At 62.9% G+C, this 14,864-nt stretch carries 12 protein-coding genes and 1 pseudogene; 8 read left to right on the plus strand and 5 right to left on the minus strand.

All coding sequences use genetic code 11. The features are described 5' to 3' along the window. Nucleotides 1-31: 31 nt before the first annotated feature. From IEW17_RS04045 to IEW17_RS04065, 5 genes are all read right to left on the minus strand, one after another. Nucleotides 32-1,465 carry a TolC family protein gene (locus IEW17_RS04045; RefSeq protein ID WP_188560742.1) on the minus strand — a complete coding sequence of 478 codons (1,434 nt, stop codon included), beginning with the start codon at nt 1,463-1,465 and terminating at the stop codon, nt 32-34. Between the two features lie 136 nt (nt 1,466-1,601). Further along, nucleotides 1,602-3,005, minus strand: coding sequence for an HlyD family secretion protein (locus IEW17_RS04050; RefSeq protein ID WP_188560743.1), 1,404 nt, complete (start codon nt 3,003-3,005; stop codon nt 1,602-1,604). A gap of 116 nt (nt 3,006-3,121) precedes the next feature. Further along, on the minus strand, nt 3,122-4,864 hold the full coding sequence (locus IEW17_RS04055) for a peptidase domain-containing ABC transporter (protein ID WP_188560744.1): 1,743 nt from the start codon (nt 4,862-4,864) through the stop codon (nt 3,122-3,124). A 96-nt stretch (nt 4,865-4,960) separates the two neighbouring features. Further along, on the minus strand, nt 4,961-5,638 hold the full coding sequence (locus tag IEW17_RS04060; RefSeq protein WP_188560745.1) for a TetR/AcrR family transcriptional regulator: 678 nt from the start codon (nt 5,636-5,638) through the stop codon (nt 4,961-4,963). Nucleotides 5,639-5,705: 67 nt separating this feature from the next. Next, nucleotides 5,706-7,199, minus strand: a complete 1,494-nt coding sequence (locus IEW17_RS04065) for an NADP-dependent isocitrate dehydrogenase (protein WP_188560746.1) — start codon at nt 7,197-7,199, stop codon at nt 5,706-5,708. Between the two features lie 342 nt (nt 7,200-7,541). Here IEW17_RS04065 and IEW17_RS04070 point away from each other — a divergent pair. The 8 genes and pseudogenes from IEW17_RS04070 (at nt 7,542) to hemL (ending at nt 14,838) form a co-directional block, all read left to right on the plus strand. Next, nucleotides 7,542-8,498 (plus strand): annotated as a pseudogene (locus IEW17_RS04070) (prohibitin family protein). Between the two features lie 102 nt (nt 8,499-8,600). Then, the gene (locus IEW17_RS04075) at nt 8,601-9,341 is read left to right on the plus strand and encodes a hypothetical protein (protein WP_188560747.1); all 741 of its coding nucleotides are present in this window, start codon (nt 8,601-8,603) and stop codon (nt 9,339-9,341) included. Nucleotides 9,342-9,451: 110 nt separating this feature from the next. After that, nucleotides 9,452-9,952 carry a hypothetical protein gene (locus tag IEW17_RS04080; protein ID WP_188560748.1) on the plus strand — a complete coding sequence of 167 codons (501 nt, stop codon included), beginning with the start codon at nt 9,452-9,454 and terminating at the stop codon, nt 9,950-9,952. A 57-nt stretch (nt 9,953-10,009) separates the two neighbouring features. Further along, nucleotides 10,010-10,534: a hypothetical protein gene (locus IEW17_RS04085; protein ID WP_188560749.1), complete on the plus strand. Its 525-nt coding sequence runs from the start codon at nt 10,010-10,012 to the stop codon at nt 10,532-10,534. A gap of 67 nt (nt 10,535-10,601) precedes the next feature. Continuing rightward, on the plus strand, nt 10,602-10,916 hold the full coding sequence (locus IEW17_RS04090; RefSeq protein WP_188560750.1) for a hypothetical protein: 315 nt from the start codon (nt 10,602-10,604) through the stop codon (nt 10,914-10,916). 82 nt (nt 10,917-10,998) lie between these two features. After that, a complete protein-coding gene (locus IEW17_RS04095) occupies nt 10,999-11,508 on the plus strand; it encodes a hypothetical protein (RefSeq protein ID WP_188560751.1) in 510 nt (169 codons plus the stop codon). Between the two features lie 75 nt (nt 11,509-11,583). Continuing rightward, nucleotides 11,584-13,326 carry an ABC transporter substrate-binding protein gene (locus tag IEW17_RS04100; RefSeq protein ID WP_188560752.1) on the plus strand — a complete coding sequence of 581 codons (1,743 nt, stop codon included), beginning with the start codon at nt 11,584-11,586 and terminating at the stop codon, nt 13,324-13,326. A 213-nt stretch (nt 13,327-13,539) separates the two neighbouring features. Further along, complete coding sequence (gene hemL, locus IEW17_RS04105; protein ID WP_188560753.1) at nt 13,540-14,838, plus strand: glutamate-1-semialdehyde 2,1-aminomutase; 1,299 nt, start codon at nt 13,540-13,542, stop codon at nt 14,836-14,838. Nucleotides 14,839-14,864 lie beyond the last annotated feature (26 nt).

Below are 14,864 nucleotides of genomic sequence, written 5' to 3' on the forward strand. Positions count from 1 at the left end.
TTTGGGCCTACCATTGACGAGCCCCAGCCGGCTACTCAGTCACCGGCACGTCTACGCCCGCCGCGAAGCGCAGCTGGGCCTGGGTTTGCGCGTATTTGGCTTGAAGCTCGGCCAGCTTCTGGCGAGCGGCGAGCAGGCTGGCTTCGCGGGAATTGATAAAAAACACGGTGCTTTCACCATTATCGAAGCGGATGAGCTCGCCGTCGCGCAGGCGCTGGTAGTTGACCGTGGCTTGCTGCTGCAGGCGCAGCTGCTCTACCAGGGCCTGCCAGTCGTTGGCGGCGGTTTGTAGGGCGTTGCCCACCAGGCGCTGGTCCTGGTCGAGTTGGAAGCCGGCATCGCGTAGCTTCAGCTGGTTGAGCTGGCGCTTGGCCCGCTCGGCGCGGAGCAGGACCGGGTAGGCCAGGCTGAGCCCCAGCTTGTAGTTGTTGGTGGAGTAGCCGCCCCGGAACGGCTGCGGACTGTTTTCGAGCGCAAACGGCTGGCCGGGCAGCAGCAGGTTGTAGTCTAAATTAATCTTAGGCAGTAGCTTGTTGAGGAGCAGGCGGCTTTCCAGCTTCAGCTGCACCTGCTTCACGCGGGTTTTCAACAAGTCGGGGTGCAGCTGCTGGGCTTGGGCGGCCAGGGCGGCCAGGGTGTCGGGGGCCAGGACCCGCCAGGCCAGGGCGGGTGGCAGGGGCTGGGCGCGGGCAGTGGGCGGCAGTTCGCGGGGGCGGCCTTCGCCGTCCCAGAGGTAGCTGGACGCCACCAGCGCGGCATTTTGGGACTGCACGCGGGCGGCCGCCCGCTGGCCCTGGCGGTTTTGCAGCTCGGCCTGGGCCTCCACCGAGTCGATGGCGGCCAAGTCGCCGGCCAGCACGCGCTGCCGGGTGGCGGCGAAGCGCACGGCGGCCACCCGCTCGTTGGCGGCCAGCAGGCGCAGGCGTTCGGTGGCCAGGGCCCAGTCCCAGTAGTCTTTGGCCGCGCTCAGCAGCAGCTTGTTGCGAATAGCGCGGCGCTCGGCTTCGGCCAGGCCGGTAAGGGCCTGAGCCACGCGCACGGCGGTGCGGCGCTCGTCCACCAGCAGGCCCTGGCCCAGGGGCACGCTCAGGCCCACGTAGCTCAGGCCGCCGGTGGCGGTGTATTCCTGCGGGTTCACGTAGGGGCCCACGCCGCGGTCCCAGCCCGCTTTCACGTCTATACCAAACCAGGTAGGTACGCGTAGGTAGGTTTCCCAGTCGTGAAAATATTCTGTCCCTTTGAGCTGCTTGCCGTAGTATTTGCCGTTGAGCGTGGGGTCGAAGGCCCCGCGGGCCTGGCGGATTTCCTGGCGGGCCCGCTCAGGGTTCAGCGCCGCTTGCCGGGCCACGGGGTGGTACTGCGACACCAGGCCCATAAACTCCGACAGCCGTAGCACCGCCGAATCCGCCGCCAGAGTTTGCGCCCGCCCCGGCACCGGCCGCAGCCCCAGTAGCAGGGCTACCAAGGCTACCCGCTGTAGCCAAACGGTTGCTGAAACTAAAAAGGAAGAATTAAAAATTAAAAATGCCCGGTGACGGTTTGGGAAACAGACCATTTTTAATTTTTCACTTTGAGTTTTTAACTCACTTTCTTCCCTATCCTTATTCCTCGTTACCATAGCTGGATTTTTTGTCAGCCTTCACCACTTTGCCGCCCTTGGCGGGCTGGCCGGCGGGGTAGGCGGTAGCGTCGCCCACGTAGTTGGGCGGGAAGCCGTTGATTTGCCGCCACAGCTCGTACCATATCGGCACGTCGTCGAGCAGGGCCCAGCCGTACACGCCCGAGCCCACGCGCAGCGGCGCGGGCCAAGCCTCGGTGCCCGGTTCGTGCGTCACCAGCAGGCGATACTGGCCCTGCGAGTCGATGTTGTCAATCACCTGCACCACGCCGCCGAAGGTGCCGAAGCTGCTGCCCGGCCAGCCCGTAAACACCAGCGCCGGCCAGCCATCAAATTGCAGCCGCACCCGCCGGCCCACGCGCAGCAGGGGCACATCCATGGGCTTCACGTAGAGTTCGGCGGCCAGGCGCGGGTTGGCGGGCATCAGGGTTATCAAGTCCTCGCCTTCCTTCACAATTTCACCTTCGCCCTGCTTCAGGGCGCGCACCACGTAGCCCGTTTGGGGAGCCGTGATGAAGTAGAAGCCCGCCCGAATGCTGAGGTTGGCCAGCTCGTTGCGCATCTTGGCAATCTCGCCCTCGGTGCTAAACTGGTAGCCGGTGGCTGAGCGCCGGTCGCTCTCGCTCTTGGCCAGCTTATCGGCGTAGTCGGCATCCAACGATTCCAGCTCGATGCGCGCACTGAGGGACTCCTGCCCCGATGCGGCCAGCTTGTTCTCCACGGCTTGCAGCTTGGCGGTGCTCTCCTGAAACTTGAGGCGGCGCTGCTCCAGCTCGGTCAGGCTCTTCAAGCCCTGCTTGTACAGGAATTCCTGGCGCTCCAGCTGGCGTCTGGCAATGGCGAAATCGGCCTGGGCCGCCACCAGCTCCGCCCGGTCCGAGCGCACCTTCAAATCGGCCTGGCGCACTTTGTTGCGGGCCTTATTCAGGCTGGCAGCCAAGCCCAGGCGCAGGGCATCCTGCTGGCCGCCCAGGGCGCGGGTTTTGGCCGCGTTTTCGCGCAGGCCATTGATTTTGGCTTCGAGCTGCTCGCGGGTGCGGACCAACAGCTGGGGGTCAAAGTACTTTTCCTTGATTTCCACGATTTCGGCCAGCGTATCACCCTTGCGCACCAGCTGCCCTTCCTGCACCCGCCAGGTCTTGATGCGTCCTCCAATGGTGCTGGGTACGGTTTGGGGGCGGTCCTGTGGGCGCAGGGTAGTCAGCTTGCCGGTCGAGCGAATGTTCTGGGTCCAGGGCAAAAACCCGGCGGCCAGCACCAGCAGGCCCAGGCCGCCGGCCCAGCGGGCCAGAATCCGGCCGGCCTGCGGCGTACGCACCCTGGCAAAGGCCGTGAAACGCTGCGCGTCGGGATGGGTTTCGGGGTTGGGATGTTCGGCAAAAGGCATTTTAGTTGTTAGTTATCAACTGTTAATTGTCGATTATTTGTTGCAGGTTACTGGTTGTCAATGGTTGGGTGTGTTATTTGTTTGTCGGTTAAGTTCTGACAACAAGCAACGAACAATTAAATACCCCCCAACAATTCACGCAGGGCGGGCGTGTTCCGCAATTGGTCGAGAGTTCCCTCGGCCACCAGCTGGCCCTCCTCCAGTACGGCTACGCGGGGCAGCAGGGCCAGCAGCTCGGGCTGGGTAGTGGCCACGATAACCGTCCAGGGCAGGCCGGGGGCCAGCAGGCGGCGCAGCATCTGCACCCGTTCGGGCAGGGCAGCGGCGGGCAGCAGGGCATCGAGAAGCAGCAGGCGGGGGCGGGCCACCACGGCGCGGGCCAGCAGCAGCCGCTGGGTAGCGCCCGAGCCCAGCGCGTAGCCCGGTCCCACGCGGGTTTGCAGGCCGTCGGGGCGGGCGTACAGGTCGTCGCGCAGGCCCACCAGGTCCACGGCCCAGGCCGCGTCGGCGGCCGTGAGTTCGGGCTGGCCCAAGGTAATGTTTTCGAGCACCGTGCCCGAAAACAGGTGCTGATGGGCCAGGCTGTCGCCCACGGCGGCGGCCAGGGCGGCGGGGCTCAGGTCAGACAGGGACAGACCGGCGTAGGCTACCTGCCCGGTGTAGCCGGGCAGCTGGCCGGCCAGCAGGCGCAGCAGGGTGGTTTTGCCCCCGCCATCGGCCCCCACCAAGCCCAGGTGGTCGCCGGGAGCCAGGGAGAAAGTTACTCCCTCCAGCACGTCGCGCGCGGCCTGGGGGTAGCGGTAGGTGAGGCCGCGCACGACTACGGCTAGGCCGGGGGCCGGCGCGGTGTCAATGTCAGCGGGCAGCGATGCCGTGCCGGTGGCTTTGGGCACGGTTTCCAGGTCCAGCACGTGCCCGATTTTGTCGATGGCCGTGAGGGCGTCGTACACCACATCAATTTTGAGAATGATTTTCTCAACCGCGTTTATCGTCACGATGATGACGATTTCAGCCGCCACAAACTGCCCGATGTTAATTTGCTTGTCAATCAGCAGCCAGCAGCCAATTCCCAGCAGTCCTGCCGTGACAAGGGTTTTGAACACCACGAAGCCCCACGATTGCGCCACCAGTACCTGGAAGTGGGCGTCGCGGGCACTGAGGTGACCATTCAGCAGCTCGTCGGTGCGGCCCAGGGCCAGGTTCTGGCGGGCCGGCAGCCGGAAGCTGCCCACCGTGCGGGCCACGTCTTCGAGCCAGGCCACCACCTGGTACTTGTACTTGCTCTCCACAATGCTCGTGCGCAGCCCGCGCGGCCCAGTGGCGGCAATCAGGGCCCAGAGCAACACCAGCAGCAGCAGGCCAAACGCGATGAAGATGGGGTGATAAAAAGAGAGCAGCAGCAGCCCAAACACGATTTGCAGGCCGGCGGCCGAAAACTCCACCAGTATCGTGGCCAGGCCCTTTTGCAGGGTGGGTACGTCGAGCAGGCGGTTCATCAGCTCGGGGAGGTATTCGCCGTCCAGGGCCTCGCTGCGCACCCGGGGCAGGCGCACGGCAAAGTCCAGCGCCACCCGCGCCATCAGCCGCTGCTGGATGTATTCAATCAGGTGCAGCTGCATAATCTGGAGCCCGCCCACCAGCATGGTGCCCAGCACAATCAGCCCAATGAGCACCACCAGCGAGGTGCTGATGGCCCCGCTGCTCACAAACCCAATGACGGACTGCACGCCCAGCGGCAAGCTCAGGCTGATGATGCCAGCCAGGGCCGCGTACACATAGAGGTAGGTAATGTCGCGCCGCTCAGCCGCCAATAGGCGGAACAGGCGTTGAACGGGCGATAAGGACGAAGCGTCGGACATAAATAACAAACAATGAGTAGGTAATGACTAGTAGTTAATGTCTTGCGAATAATGGGTGGTGTTGGGCACTTATCATCAATCGCCAAGCCTTAACCACTAATTGCTGTCAAGCGCGGCAAATGCCAGTTGTTCAAGAAAAGCGCAGATGGCGTTTTCCGTATTTTGGCTAGCCGCGTCAGTCAGCGAGGGCAGGTGCTTAGAAAAAAACAGTTGCTTACGGGCGCTTTCAAGCAGGGTACTTACCAAGGCGTGGGGAAACGGGTAGGCCGGATTTATTTCCTGCACCACCGTCACGATGCCAGCCGCCAGCCGCTTGTACTCTTGAAACAGGCCGGCCTCGTTGTCCTCGTCCACATCTTTTGTGAGGTAGGCTTTCGAAGCCTCGCTCACCACAATGCGGTAGAGGGCGGCTTCGTCGAGCTGGGTGGTGGTGGGGTCGTCGTGGTGGGCTTGGGTGAGGATGGCCAGCGTGAGCCGCAGGCGGGTGCGGGCGTCGGGCACGTTGTGGGTATGAAACCGAATCTGGTAACCCAGCCAGGCCCAGTGCCAGCTCACGAGGTACACCAGGAGCTTGTGCTTGTTTTCGAAATAGCGGTAGAGGGAGGCCTCGGTGGATTCGATGCGTTGCGCAAGCTTCTTGAATGTGAATTGCTCGAAACCGATTTCGTCAATCAGCAGAATGGCCTCGGCTACCAGGCGGCGGCCCAGGTCGGTGCTCTGCGGGTCGCGCAGGTATAGGTTCTCGTTAAGGTCGATGCGAAGCGTGGCGTGCATAAGAGAACAAAATTAAACAGATACGGCTGGGAAATTAACTTCAAAGAAACGTGCTGGGTCACGCCCGTCATTCGCCTTGGCCCAGCGAGAAGGCCCGCGCGCCATCCATGAGGTAGAGGTGTTCGGTCTTAATAACGTACAACTGGCAGTCGGCCAGGCGGTGCAGCAGGGTCAGGACATCTATAAAAGATACGCGGGTAAAATCTAACTGCGCCCCGTGTATCCGCGCATCCGCAGCCACGAAGCGGCAGCGCCAGTGGTCAGTGCAAAAGGTTTCGGGGTGGCCGTCGGGGTACACCTTCACCCCCCGGTTGGTGATGAGCTTGAGCTGCAGCCGGTGCCCGGTGAGGGCTTCCAGCTCCTGGCCCAGGGTGGCGGCCCGCTTCCCATCCCAGCGCAGAAATACGTCGACACCCACCAACTGCTGCTCCACGGGAACTTTGCCGTAAAGGGGCGTTTCAATGGCCGAGGGCGGCGGGGCCGCCACGGGCAACGCGGGCATTGCCGCCAGCTGCTGCGGCCCGCGGCCCAGCCGTGCAATCACGGCATCGGCAAATTCGGTGGTGCTTACCTTGGTCCGGCTGGTGCCGGCCCGGTAGATGTCGGCCGTATGCAGGCCGTCTTCCAGGGCGCAGAGCCAGGCGTTGTGGATGCGGGCGGCTACCTCGTGCTGGCCCAAGTGCCCCAGCATGAGCACGGCGGCCTGCAGCAGGCCCGAGGGGTTGGCGATGTTCTGCCCCGCGATGTCGGGGGCCGAGCCGTGAATGGCCTCGAACAGCGCGCCCTGGTCGCCAACGTTGGACGAGCCGGCCAGCCCCACCGAGCCGGTGAGCTGCGCCACGATATCGGAAATAATGTCGCCGTAGAGGTTCATCGTCACCACCACGTCGTAGCGCTCGGGCGTGTCAGCCAGCCGCGCCGCGCCGATGTCAATAATCTGGTGGTCCTGCGCAATGTCGGGGTACTGGCGCCCGATTTCCATAAACACCCGGTGAAACAGCCCGTCGGTGAGCTTCATGATGTTGTCCTTGGTCATGCACGTGATGCGCCGACGGCCGTGGCGGCGGGCATACTCGAAGGCGAAGCGCACGATTTTCTCGCAGCCCGACCGGCTCACCAGCTTCAGGCACTGCACTACGTCGGGGGTTTGCTGGTGCTCGATGCCAGCGTACAAGTCCTCCTCGTTTTCGCGGATAATCACCACGTCCAGGTCGGGGTGGCGGGTGGCCACGGCCGGGTGCAGCGAGCGGCAGGGCCGCACGTTGGCATACAGGCCCAGGGTTTTGCGCAGGGTCACGTTCAGGCTTTTGTAGCCCCCGCCCAGCGGCGTGGTGATTGGGGCCTTGAGCAGCACCCGCGTACGCTTCAACGATTCCCAGGCCTCAGGGCCGATGCCGGAGCTGTTGCCGGCCCGGTACACGGCCTCGCCCACCTCAATAAACTCCGGGGCCAGGGCCGCCCCCGCCGCTTCCAGTACCCGCAGGGTCTGGGACATGATTTCGGGGCCGATGCCGTCGCCAATGGCGACGGTAATAGGGACTTTGGGCACTGCTGACGACATAAGCTAGGGGAACGAAAGGTGAAACCGGTGCCAAACCAAAGTGAAATACTTCTTGATTCGGGCCGCAAAGTTATACACACTTCGCGAATTAATAGTTTTACTTTCAAAAATAATAGCTGAGTATATTGCATTGATAGAACTACTAAACTTATTTACTATTTGCTGTAACCTTTTTTAATGTGGACTTGTATATGATAGTAAAGCTATCAATATTGGTAGTTTAACTAACTAAACCAGTTCGCCATGATACAAGTCCCGTATTTCGCATCCCGCCTGCCCTGGCACCGTGCCAGGGCATTGCGTCCCCGGCCTGCCGGGCTGGTTTCAGCCGCGCCCGCGTCGATGAGTCCCGCTACCATCCGGGCGCTGGTCGAAACCTTCAGTTCCTATTGTTTACACCGGCCTTTGCTGGTGCAGGGCCGGCGCACGGTGGCTGGCCTGCTGCTGGTCGGGGCTGCCCTGCTGGGCGGGGCCTGCACCACGGTGCGGCAGGGTGAGGCGGGCGTGAAGCGCACCTTGGGCCGCCTCGACCAACAAGTGGTGCTGTCGGGGCCGAAGGCCTTTAACCCTTTCCTGACCACCATCATCAAGGTGCCCGTCACGACGCAGAACCTGGAGATTCGCTCCAGTCTGCCGTCGAAGGAAGGCTTGTAGATTGCCTCGGACATCTCGATTCTCTACCGCGTGAAGGCCGACCAAGTGCCCGGCATTCTGCAAACCACGGGGTTGGGCTACGAAAACATCTTGATTCTGCCTGTCTTCCGCTCAGCGGCGGCCGACGTGTGCGCCCGCTACTTTGCCAAAGACATGCACAGCGCCGAGCGCTCGGCGATTGAAAAGGCCATTCTTACGCAGATGAACGAGGTGCTTTCCACGCGGGGCTTCGAGATTGAGAACGTGCTGCTCAAAAACATTGTGCTGCCCGGCGGTTTGGCCAAGGCCATTGAGGACAAGCTTGAATCGGAACAGGAGGCCCTGCGCATGGAGTTTCTCAAGCAGCGCGAAACCCGCGACGCCGAACGCCGCGTGATTGAGGCCGAGGGCCAGAAGCGCATTGCCGTGGTGCGGGCTCAGGGAGAACAGGAAGCAAACATCATCCAGGCCAAAGGCAAGGCCGAGGCCATGCGCATTGAGGCGCAGGCTGTGCGCCTCACCAATCAGCTCATCAACCGTGACCTGACGCCGGCCGTGCTCCGGTACAAGTCCATTGAGGCGTTTCGGGAACTGTCGAAGTCGTCAAACTCGAAAACCATCATCACCGATGGCAACACGCAGCTGCTCAATACTTTGAATCAGTAAGCTTTGGTGCCAACTCCGCTCACCGCGTACCGGGGTGCCGCCAGGCGGTGCCCCGGCCCTGGGCCGGCCCCGCGCCGACCCAGACACCTGATTCTGCTGCTCTTGCTTTTCCTGCTACTGGCGCGTACGGCGCAGGCGCAGCAGAACCTGTTCAACATCCCGGCCGGCGACCTCACCCCCGCCGGCAAGGTGTTCTATCAGCACCAGACCAACGTGTACGGCACGCACGAGCTGGAATCGAAAAACCATTTTGTGTACGGGCTGGGTCGGGGCTGGGAAGCGGGGCTGAACGTGGTCAATATTAAGATGGATTTCCGCAACGGAGGCGACGTGTTCGCGGTGAACCGCCACGACTCCAGCCGCCCGCTCAAGCCGCTGGTGCAGCTCACGGGGCAGAAATTCTTTGAGCTCAGCCCTACGCTCAGCACCAGTCTGGGTACGCAGGTGGGCACCAACCCGCTGCGGTTTGGCGGGGCGGCCCGTCAGCTCACCCACTTCAGCTATAACACCTGGGTGTGGAGCCCGCGCCCCCATGTGAAAGTGGTGGCTGGCCCCTACCTATCCGACCGCGGCACGCTGGGAGCCGGCAACCGGGCGGGCGTGCTGGTAGGGGCCGAGTATCCGCTGGCGAAGAAGGTGCTGCTCATGGGCGATTTCATCTCGGGGCGCAACGCCACCAGCGTTTCGGTGCTGGGAATCAACTACCTGGCCACGCGGCGGGTGCAGCTCTGCCTGGGGGCGCTGCTGCCCAACCCCGGCAGCCAGAACCGGGCCGGAGTCGTGTTCGAGCTGAACCTGCTCGGCTACGATGCCGAGGACAATGCCCCACCCGGCGGGCACTGAGCTGCCATCGACCACTCCAGGTAATTAATTGATGAACAATTGCTAATCAATAAAATGGTAATCACCAACCTGCAATCACCAACCAACCTCACCCTTAATTCCACTTCGCCATGTACCGCTTGCTGTTGTTGCTATTCGTGTTGCTGTTGCCCGGCCCGCCCGCTGCGGCCCAGGAGTTGGAGCTGGTGCAAAACCGGGCTTTTCAGGTGACCTACGCCGTGCCCCCGCACTGGCCCCTGACGCATCAGCGCACCGACTCGGTGGAAGTGCTGCGCTATCAGAGCCCCGATGACGATGCCCGACTGTGGGTGGGGCAGTTGCGGGGCCGGCACGCCAACGTGCCGCCCGCCCGCGCCTTGCAGCGGCTGCTGCGCCACCTGGGGGCCACCCGCCACGAAGAGCATCAACTGTCGTCGCACGGGCTCGACTTTCTGGAGAGCACCGGGACGTGCTTCGTGGGGGGACGCGAGCTGCGCTACGATGCCCGCGTGACCACCTATCAGGGCCACATGCTGCTCGTGTACGTGTACGCTACGCCCGCCGTCTTCACTACTCATGCCCCGCTGCTGCACCGGATGCTCGACAGTCTCACGCCGCAACGGGGCAAGTAGCCGCCCCGGCCGGTCAGTCGTTTCTCATTTTTCACCAACCTTTTTCCGCTCATTGCTATGAAATATTTGCTTTTGCTGCTCGCCTTGCTTTCGCCGCTGGGCCTGCGGGCCCAGTCTGCACCCGAAATACACTACGAGTCCGTCCGCAGTCCCCAGTACCAGCTCCAGTACCAGGTGCCGACCGGCTGGGACCAGCTGCGCCAGACGAACGACACCACCGTATCCGTTACCCACTTCAGCCCCGGCCGCGACCTGATGCTCTACATCGGGCAGCTGCGCGGGGCCGCCACCCGCATGACCCCCGACCAGGCCCTGTATCACTTGGCCGAGCAGTTCGGCATCACGGTCAACAAGCAGTTTGCCACCGCCTACAACGGCATTCAGTTTCTGGAAACCACCGGGGCGGGCAACCGCGACGGCCAGCTGTTGCGCTACGATGCGCTGGCCGCCCGGCACCGGGGCCACGTGCTGCTCATCTGCGTGTCGGGTACGCCCAGCGCCTTTGCCACCCACGAGCCGGTGGTGCAGCAGATACTGCACAGCCTGGCTCACTACAAAGCCCGGCGGATGCTGCGCCCTTAGCCGCGGGTGAAGCAGGGAGCCGCTTTCGGCCTGAATTTTCATTTCACATTCATTCTTTCACTTTATTATGATACTATTCAACCTGCTCACTATGAGCGCACAGCACGCCCAGGCCGCTACCCGGCTGGTGCTTACCCAACGCCTGGCAACGGACGTGTTTTTGGATGAGGCCATTGGCAACCACCGCCTGGCCCCTGATGGCACCTTCGGCATCCAGCCGCTGTACCGGGTGCTGTTTCTGACCAAGGCGCTGCTTTACCGGCGCATTGAAATGGAGCTGCAGGCGCACTTTCCCATCAACGACTTTCGCATCTACGCCACGGCCGTCACCCACGTCAACGATGCCGAGGCCGACCGGGTGCGGCAGCTCTGCGCCGTCTGAGCCGGCAGGGGAGGGTGCTGCCTGATGAGCGGGCGATGCCAATTGCTGACTGTCTTTTTCTCCACCCTTATTTTAAATTTCTATGAAACCTGCTTCGTTTTCTTCGCACTGGATTTTTCTGGCGTACCTGGTTCTCACATTCTACTGCCTGGGCGCGGCCGTGATGAATGAGTTCGTGGAGTACCAGAGCTGGGCCGACCTCGGCCCTTACTTGAGCGCCGCCGACTTCGCGGCCTGGCACCTGGCCACGGCCCAGCATATCATGCCCTTTCTCACCGTGCCCACCGTGCTGCTGAGCGGTGTGCTGGTGCTCCTCTGCTGGCAGCGGCCCCCGGCCGTGCCCCGGCCCGCGCTGTGGCTGGCCCTGGCTTGCCACGCGGTATTCTGGGCTTCCACCGTATTCGTGCAGTGGCCCTTGGAAGGTGCGCTAAGTGAGGGCCAGTTCTCGTCCGATCTGATGACGCGCCTCTTGCGTACCGACTGGCTGCGCAAGGTGCTGCTGTTGGTAGAGGCCCCGCTGGCCGTGTTCATGGCGCATCGGGTGCTGCATGCCGCCAGTGCTGTGCCTGGCCGCGACTTGGCGTGGCGCTAAGGTTGCCGCCAATGGTGGGCGTAGCGGGTGCGGCCGGGCGTTGCGTACTTTTGCGCTGCTCACTTTGCGTCCACTATGCCCATTGTTTTTTTTCGCCAGCCACTGGTTTCCTGCTGGCTGTTGAGTTTGCTCGTATTAGGGGCCAGTACCCCCGCGCTGGCCCAAACGCCCGCTAAGCCCCGGCCCGCCGCCGTGCCGCCCGCCGAGGCTTCGGTGCGCTACCGCAGCGGCAAGTCGCAGCTCGACCAGGGCCACTACGCCGCCGCTCTGGCGCAGCTGGAGCCCCTGGCCCAGCCCACCGCCCGCTTCGCCCGCGCCGCCGATGCCGCTTACCTGGCCGCCGTGGCCGCTGCCCGCCTCAAGCAGTGGCCCGAGGCCGAGCAGCTGCTCAACCTGCTCCGCACCGAGTACCCCACGTACCCCAACCTGCCCGACGTGCTGTTTCTGCAGGGTCAGGTTTCCTTCGAGCAGGAGGATTTTGATACCGGCATGAAAGCGCTGGCGCAGCTGCCGGCCGATAAGCTCACCTCCGAGCGCGAGGCCCTGAAAGCCACTTGCCTGCCGCGCATTAAAGAGCGCACCACCTGGCTGCGCAACCTCAAGCGCTACCCCGACGACGCTACGCTGGCTCGTGCCTACGCCGACCGCCTGGTGTTTGGCGGAGCTTACACCGATGCCGACCGCCCGCAGCTCGATGAGCTCATCAGCAAGTTCAGCCTCGACCGTGCCCGCTACACCCCCCGCCCCCGCGCCGTCAAGAAATCCAGCTACAACGTGGCCGTGCTGCTGCCCTTCGAGCTCAGTGACCCCAGCTGGCAGACGCAGCGCAAAAACCAGTTTGTCACCGACCTCTACGCTGGTCTGCGCCTGGCCCAGGACAGCTTGCAGCGCGCCGGCCGGCCCATTCAGCTGTTCGCCTACGACACCGGGGCCGATACGCTAGCGCTGAAACAGGTGCTGACTCTGCCCGAGCTGGCGGGCATGGACTTGCTCATCGGACCCATCTACAAGTCGGGCGCGAAGCTGCTGAGCCGCTACGCCCGCGAACACCAGATTGTCTGCGTCAACCCGCTCTCGCAGGACGGCGACCTTGTGCTCGATAACCCCTGGCACTACCTGTTCGCGCCCAGCTCCGCCACCCAGGGCCGTGCCGCTGCACAGTTCGCCCTGAGTACCTACGGTGCCGGCCGGCCCGGCGTCGTTCTGCACGAAGACAGCAAGGACGAAACCGCCTTCGCCAATGCCTACCAAGCGGCATACGAGGCCGAAGGCGGCAAAATCAGCATCCTGCGCCGCTTCAACCCCGATGTGGACGAGAGCCTGGCTACCGCCTTCACGGGCCTCGACCTGGCCAATGTGAGCCACGTCGTAGTCGCTTCCGACAACCGCCGCATTGGGCCCTACGCCATCCGGCAGCTGCACCTTCAGCCCGCCGCCACGCGCCCCGGCCTGATAGCGCCCGGTTCCTGGCTCGACAACCCGCGCCTCGACATTGGCCAGCTTAGTGCCCCAGGGACGTATTTTGTGCAGCCCAAATATTTTGACGAGCAGGGGATGGGCTTCCGTCGGTTTCGGCAGCTGTACTTGCAGCGCCAGCGTTTGCCGCCGTCGCTATTTGCCAGCCAGGGCTTTGAGATGCTGCTGTATTTCGGCACGGCGCTGTTCCAATACGGTCCGTCGTTTCAGGCCAGTCTGGCCGGGGCATCGCAGGCAGCCGGGGCCATTTTCGATGGCCAGAGCTACGTCGGCGGTGCTCATGACAATCAGGTAGTGCCCATCGTGAAACTAAGCAACTTGGAGCTTCAGGTGTTACGCTAGAGCTACAATTCGATTCCCGTCTGCCCCCTTGATTTTGTCGTGCTCTGCGTCCCTCCGCGTTTTTCTCCGCGCACCTCTGCGGTAACTTCTCGCTCAAAAGTGATTGACTTGTTAACCAGTTGATTGCAATAGAATCAACAACTGAATTCCTCACTCGCCTCGCCCCACATACCAAACAGGTCAATTCAGCGACCACCCCCACCTTTAATACTCATGCTCAACCTCACTACCTCCGTTGCCCTTTTCGAACGTGCTAAAACCCTCATTCCCGGGGGCGTGAACTCGCCGGTGCGGGCCTTTCGCTCGGTGGGTGGTTCGCCCGTGTTCATGGCCAGCGCCCACGGGGCTTGGCTCACCGACGTGGACGGCAACCGCTACATGGACTTTATCAACTCCTGGGGCCCCATGATTCTCGGTCACGCCCCCGATATCGTGCTCGATGCCGTGCGTGCGGCGCTGCCCCACTCGCTCAGTTTTGGCGCGCCCACGCACCGCGAGGTTGAGATGGCCGAATTGATTCGGGAGATGGTGCCCAGCATCGAAAAAGTCCGGTTGGTGAACTCCGGTACCGAGGCTTGTATGTCGGCGGTTCGGGCAGCGCGGGGCTACACTGGCCGCGCCAAAATTATCAAGTTCGAAGGCTGCTACCACGGCCACGGCGACGCCTTTCTGATTGCGGCCGGCAGCGGGGCCCTCACCGCCGGCGAGCCCGACTCGGCCGGCGTAACCATTGGGGTAGCCCAGGATACCCTCACCGCGCCCTACAACGACCTGCCCGCCGTGCAGGCCCTCATCGCCGCCAATTCCGACCAAATCGCGGCCCTTATCCTGGAGCCAGTGGTGGGTAACATGGGCCTTGTGGTGCCCGCCGCAGGCTTTCTGCAAGGCTTGCGCGACCTCTGCACGCAGCACGGTATCGTCCTCATTTTTGACGAGGTGATGACTGGTTTTCGCCTCACGCCGGGTGGTGCCCAGCAACTCTACGGCATCAAACCCGACATGACAACGCTGGGTAAAATCATCGGCGGTGGCCTGCCCGTGGGCGCTTACGGCGGCCGTGAGGACATCATGAACTGCGTGGCTCCGGCGGGCAAAGTGTACCAGGCCGGCACGCTCTCTGGCAATCCCATGGCCACGGCCGCGGGCATGGCTCAGCTCCGCTACCTGCACGAGCACCCCGAGCTTTACACCGCGCTCGAAGCCAGCAGCGCCCGCCTGGCCGATGGCACCCGCCAAATCGCCGCCGAACTCGGCCTGAACTACACCGTGAACCGCGTGGGCTCCATGTTTAGCCTGTTCTTCACGACGCGGCCCATTAATAATCTCGACGACGCCAAGCAGTGCGATACCGCCGCTTTCGGCCGTTATTTCCACGCCATGCTCAACCGGGGTATCTACCTCGCGCCCTCGCAGTTCGAGGCGCTATTCGTGTCCACGGCCATCACCGATGAGCTGGTGGAAATGTACCTGACCGCCTGCCGCGAATCGTTGGTGGAAGCGCACGGCTTGTAACGCGCGTTAATTCTGCGACCTTTGCC

Source organism: Hymenobacter frigidus (assembly GCF_014640435.1).
GTDB lineage: Bacteria > Bacteroidota > Bacteroidia > Cytophagales > Hymenobacteraceae > Hymenobacter > Hymenobacter frigidus.

Excerpts from the sequence above, each read along its gene's own strand:
- IEW17_RS04095 (WP_188560751.1), top strand. The coding sequence starts at position 10,999 with ATGAAACCTGCTTCGTTTTCTTCGCACTGGATTTTTCTGGCGTACCTG.
- IEW17_RS04065 (WP_188560746.1), bottom strand. The coding sequence starts at position 7,199 with ATGTCGTCAGCAGTGCCCAAAGTCCCTATTACCGTCGCCATTGGCGAC.
- IEW17_RS04080 (WP_188560748.1), top strand. The coding sequence starts at position 9,452 with ATGTACCGCTTGCTGTTGTTGCTATTCGTGTTGCTGTTGCCCGGCCCG.
- IEW17_RS04050 (WP_188560743.1), bottom strand. The coding sequence starts at position 3,005 with ATGCCTTTTGCCGAACATCCCAACCCCGAAACCCATCCCGACGCGCAG.
- IEW17_RS04090 (WP_188560750.1), top strand. The coding sequence starts at position 10,602 with ATGATACTATTCAACCTGCTCACTATGAGCGCACAGCACGCCCAGGCC.
- IEW17_RS04060 (WP_188560745.1), bottom strand. The coding sequence starts at position 5,638 with ATGCACGCCACGCTTCGCATCGACCTTAACGAGAACCTATACCTGCGC.
- IEW17_RS04055 (WP_188560744.1), bottom strand. The coding sequence starts at position 4,864 with ATGTCCGACGCTTCGTCCTTATCGCCCGTTCAACGCCTGTTCCGCCTA.
- hemL (WP_188560753.1), top strand. The coding sequence starts at position 13,540 with ATGCTCAACCTCACTACCTCCGTTGCCCTTTTCGAACGTGCTAAAACC.
- IEW17_RS04100 (WP_188560752.1), top strand. The coding sequence starts at position 11,584 with ATGCCCATTGTTTTTTTTCGCCAGCCACTGGTTTCCTGCTGGCTGTTG.
- IEW17_RS04085 (WP_188560749.1), top strand. The coding sequence starts at position 10,010 with ATGAAATATTTGCTTTTGCTGCTCGCCTTGCTTTCGCCGCTGGGCCTG.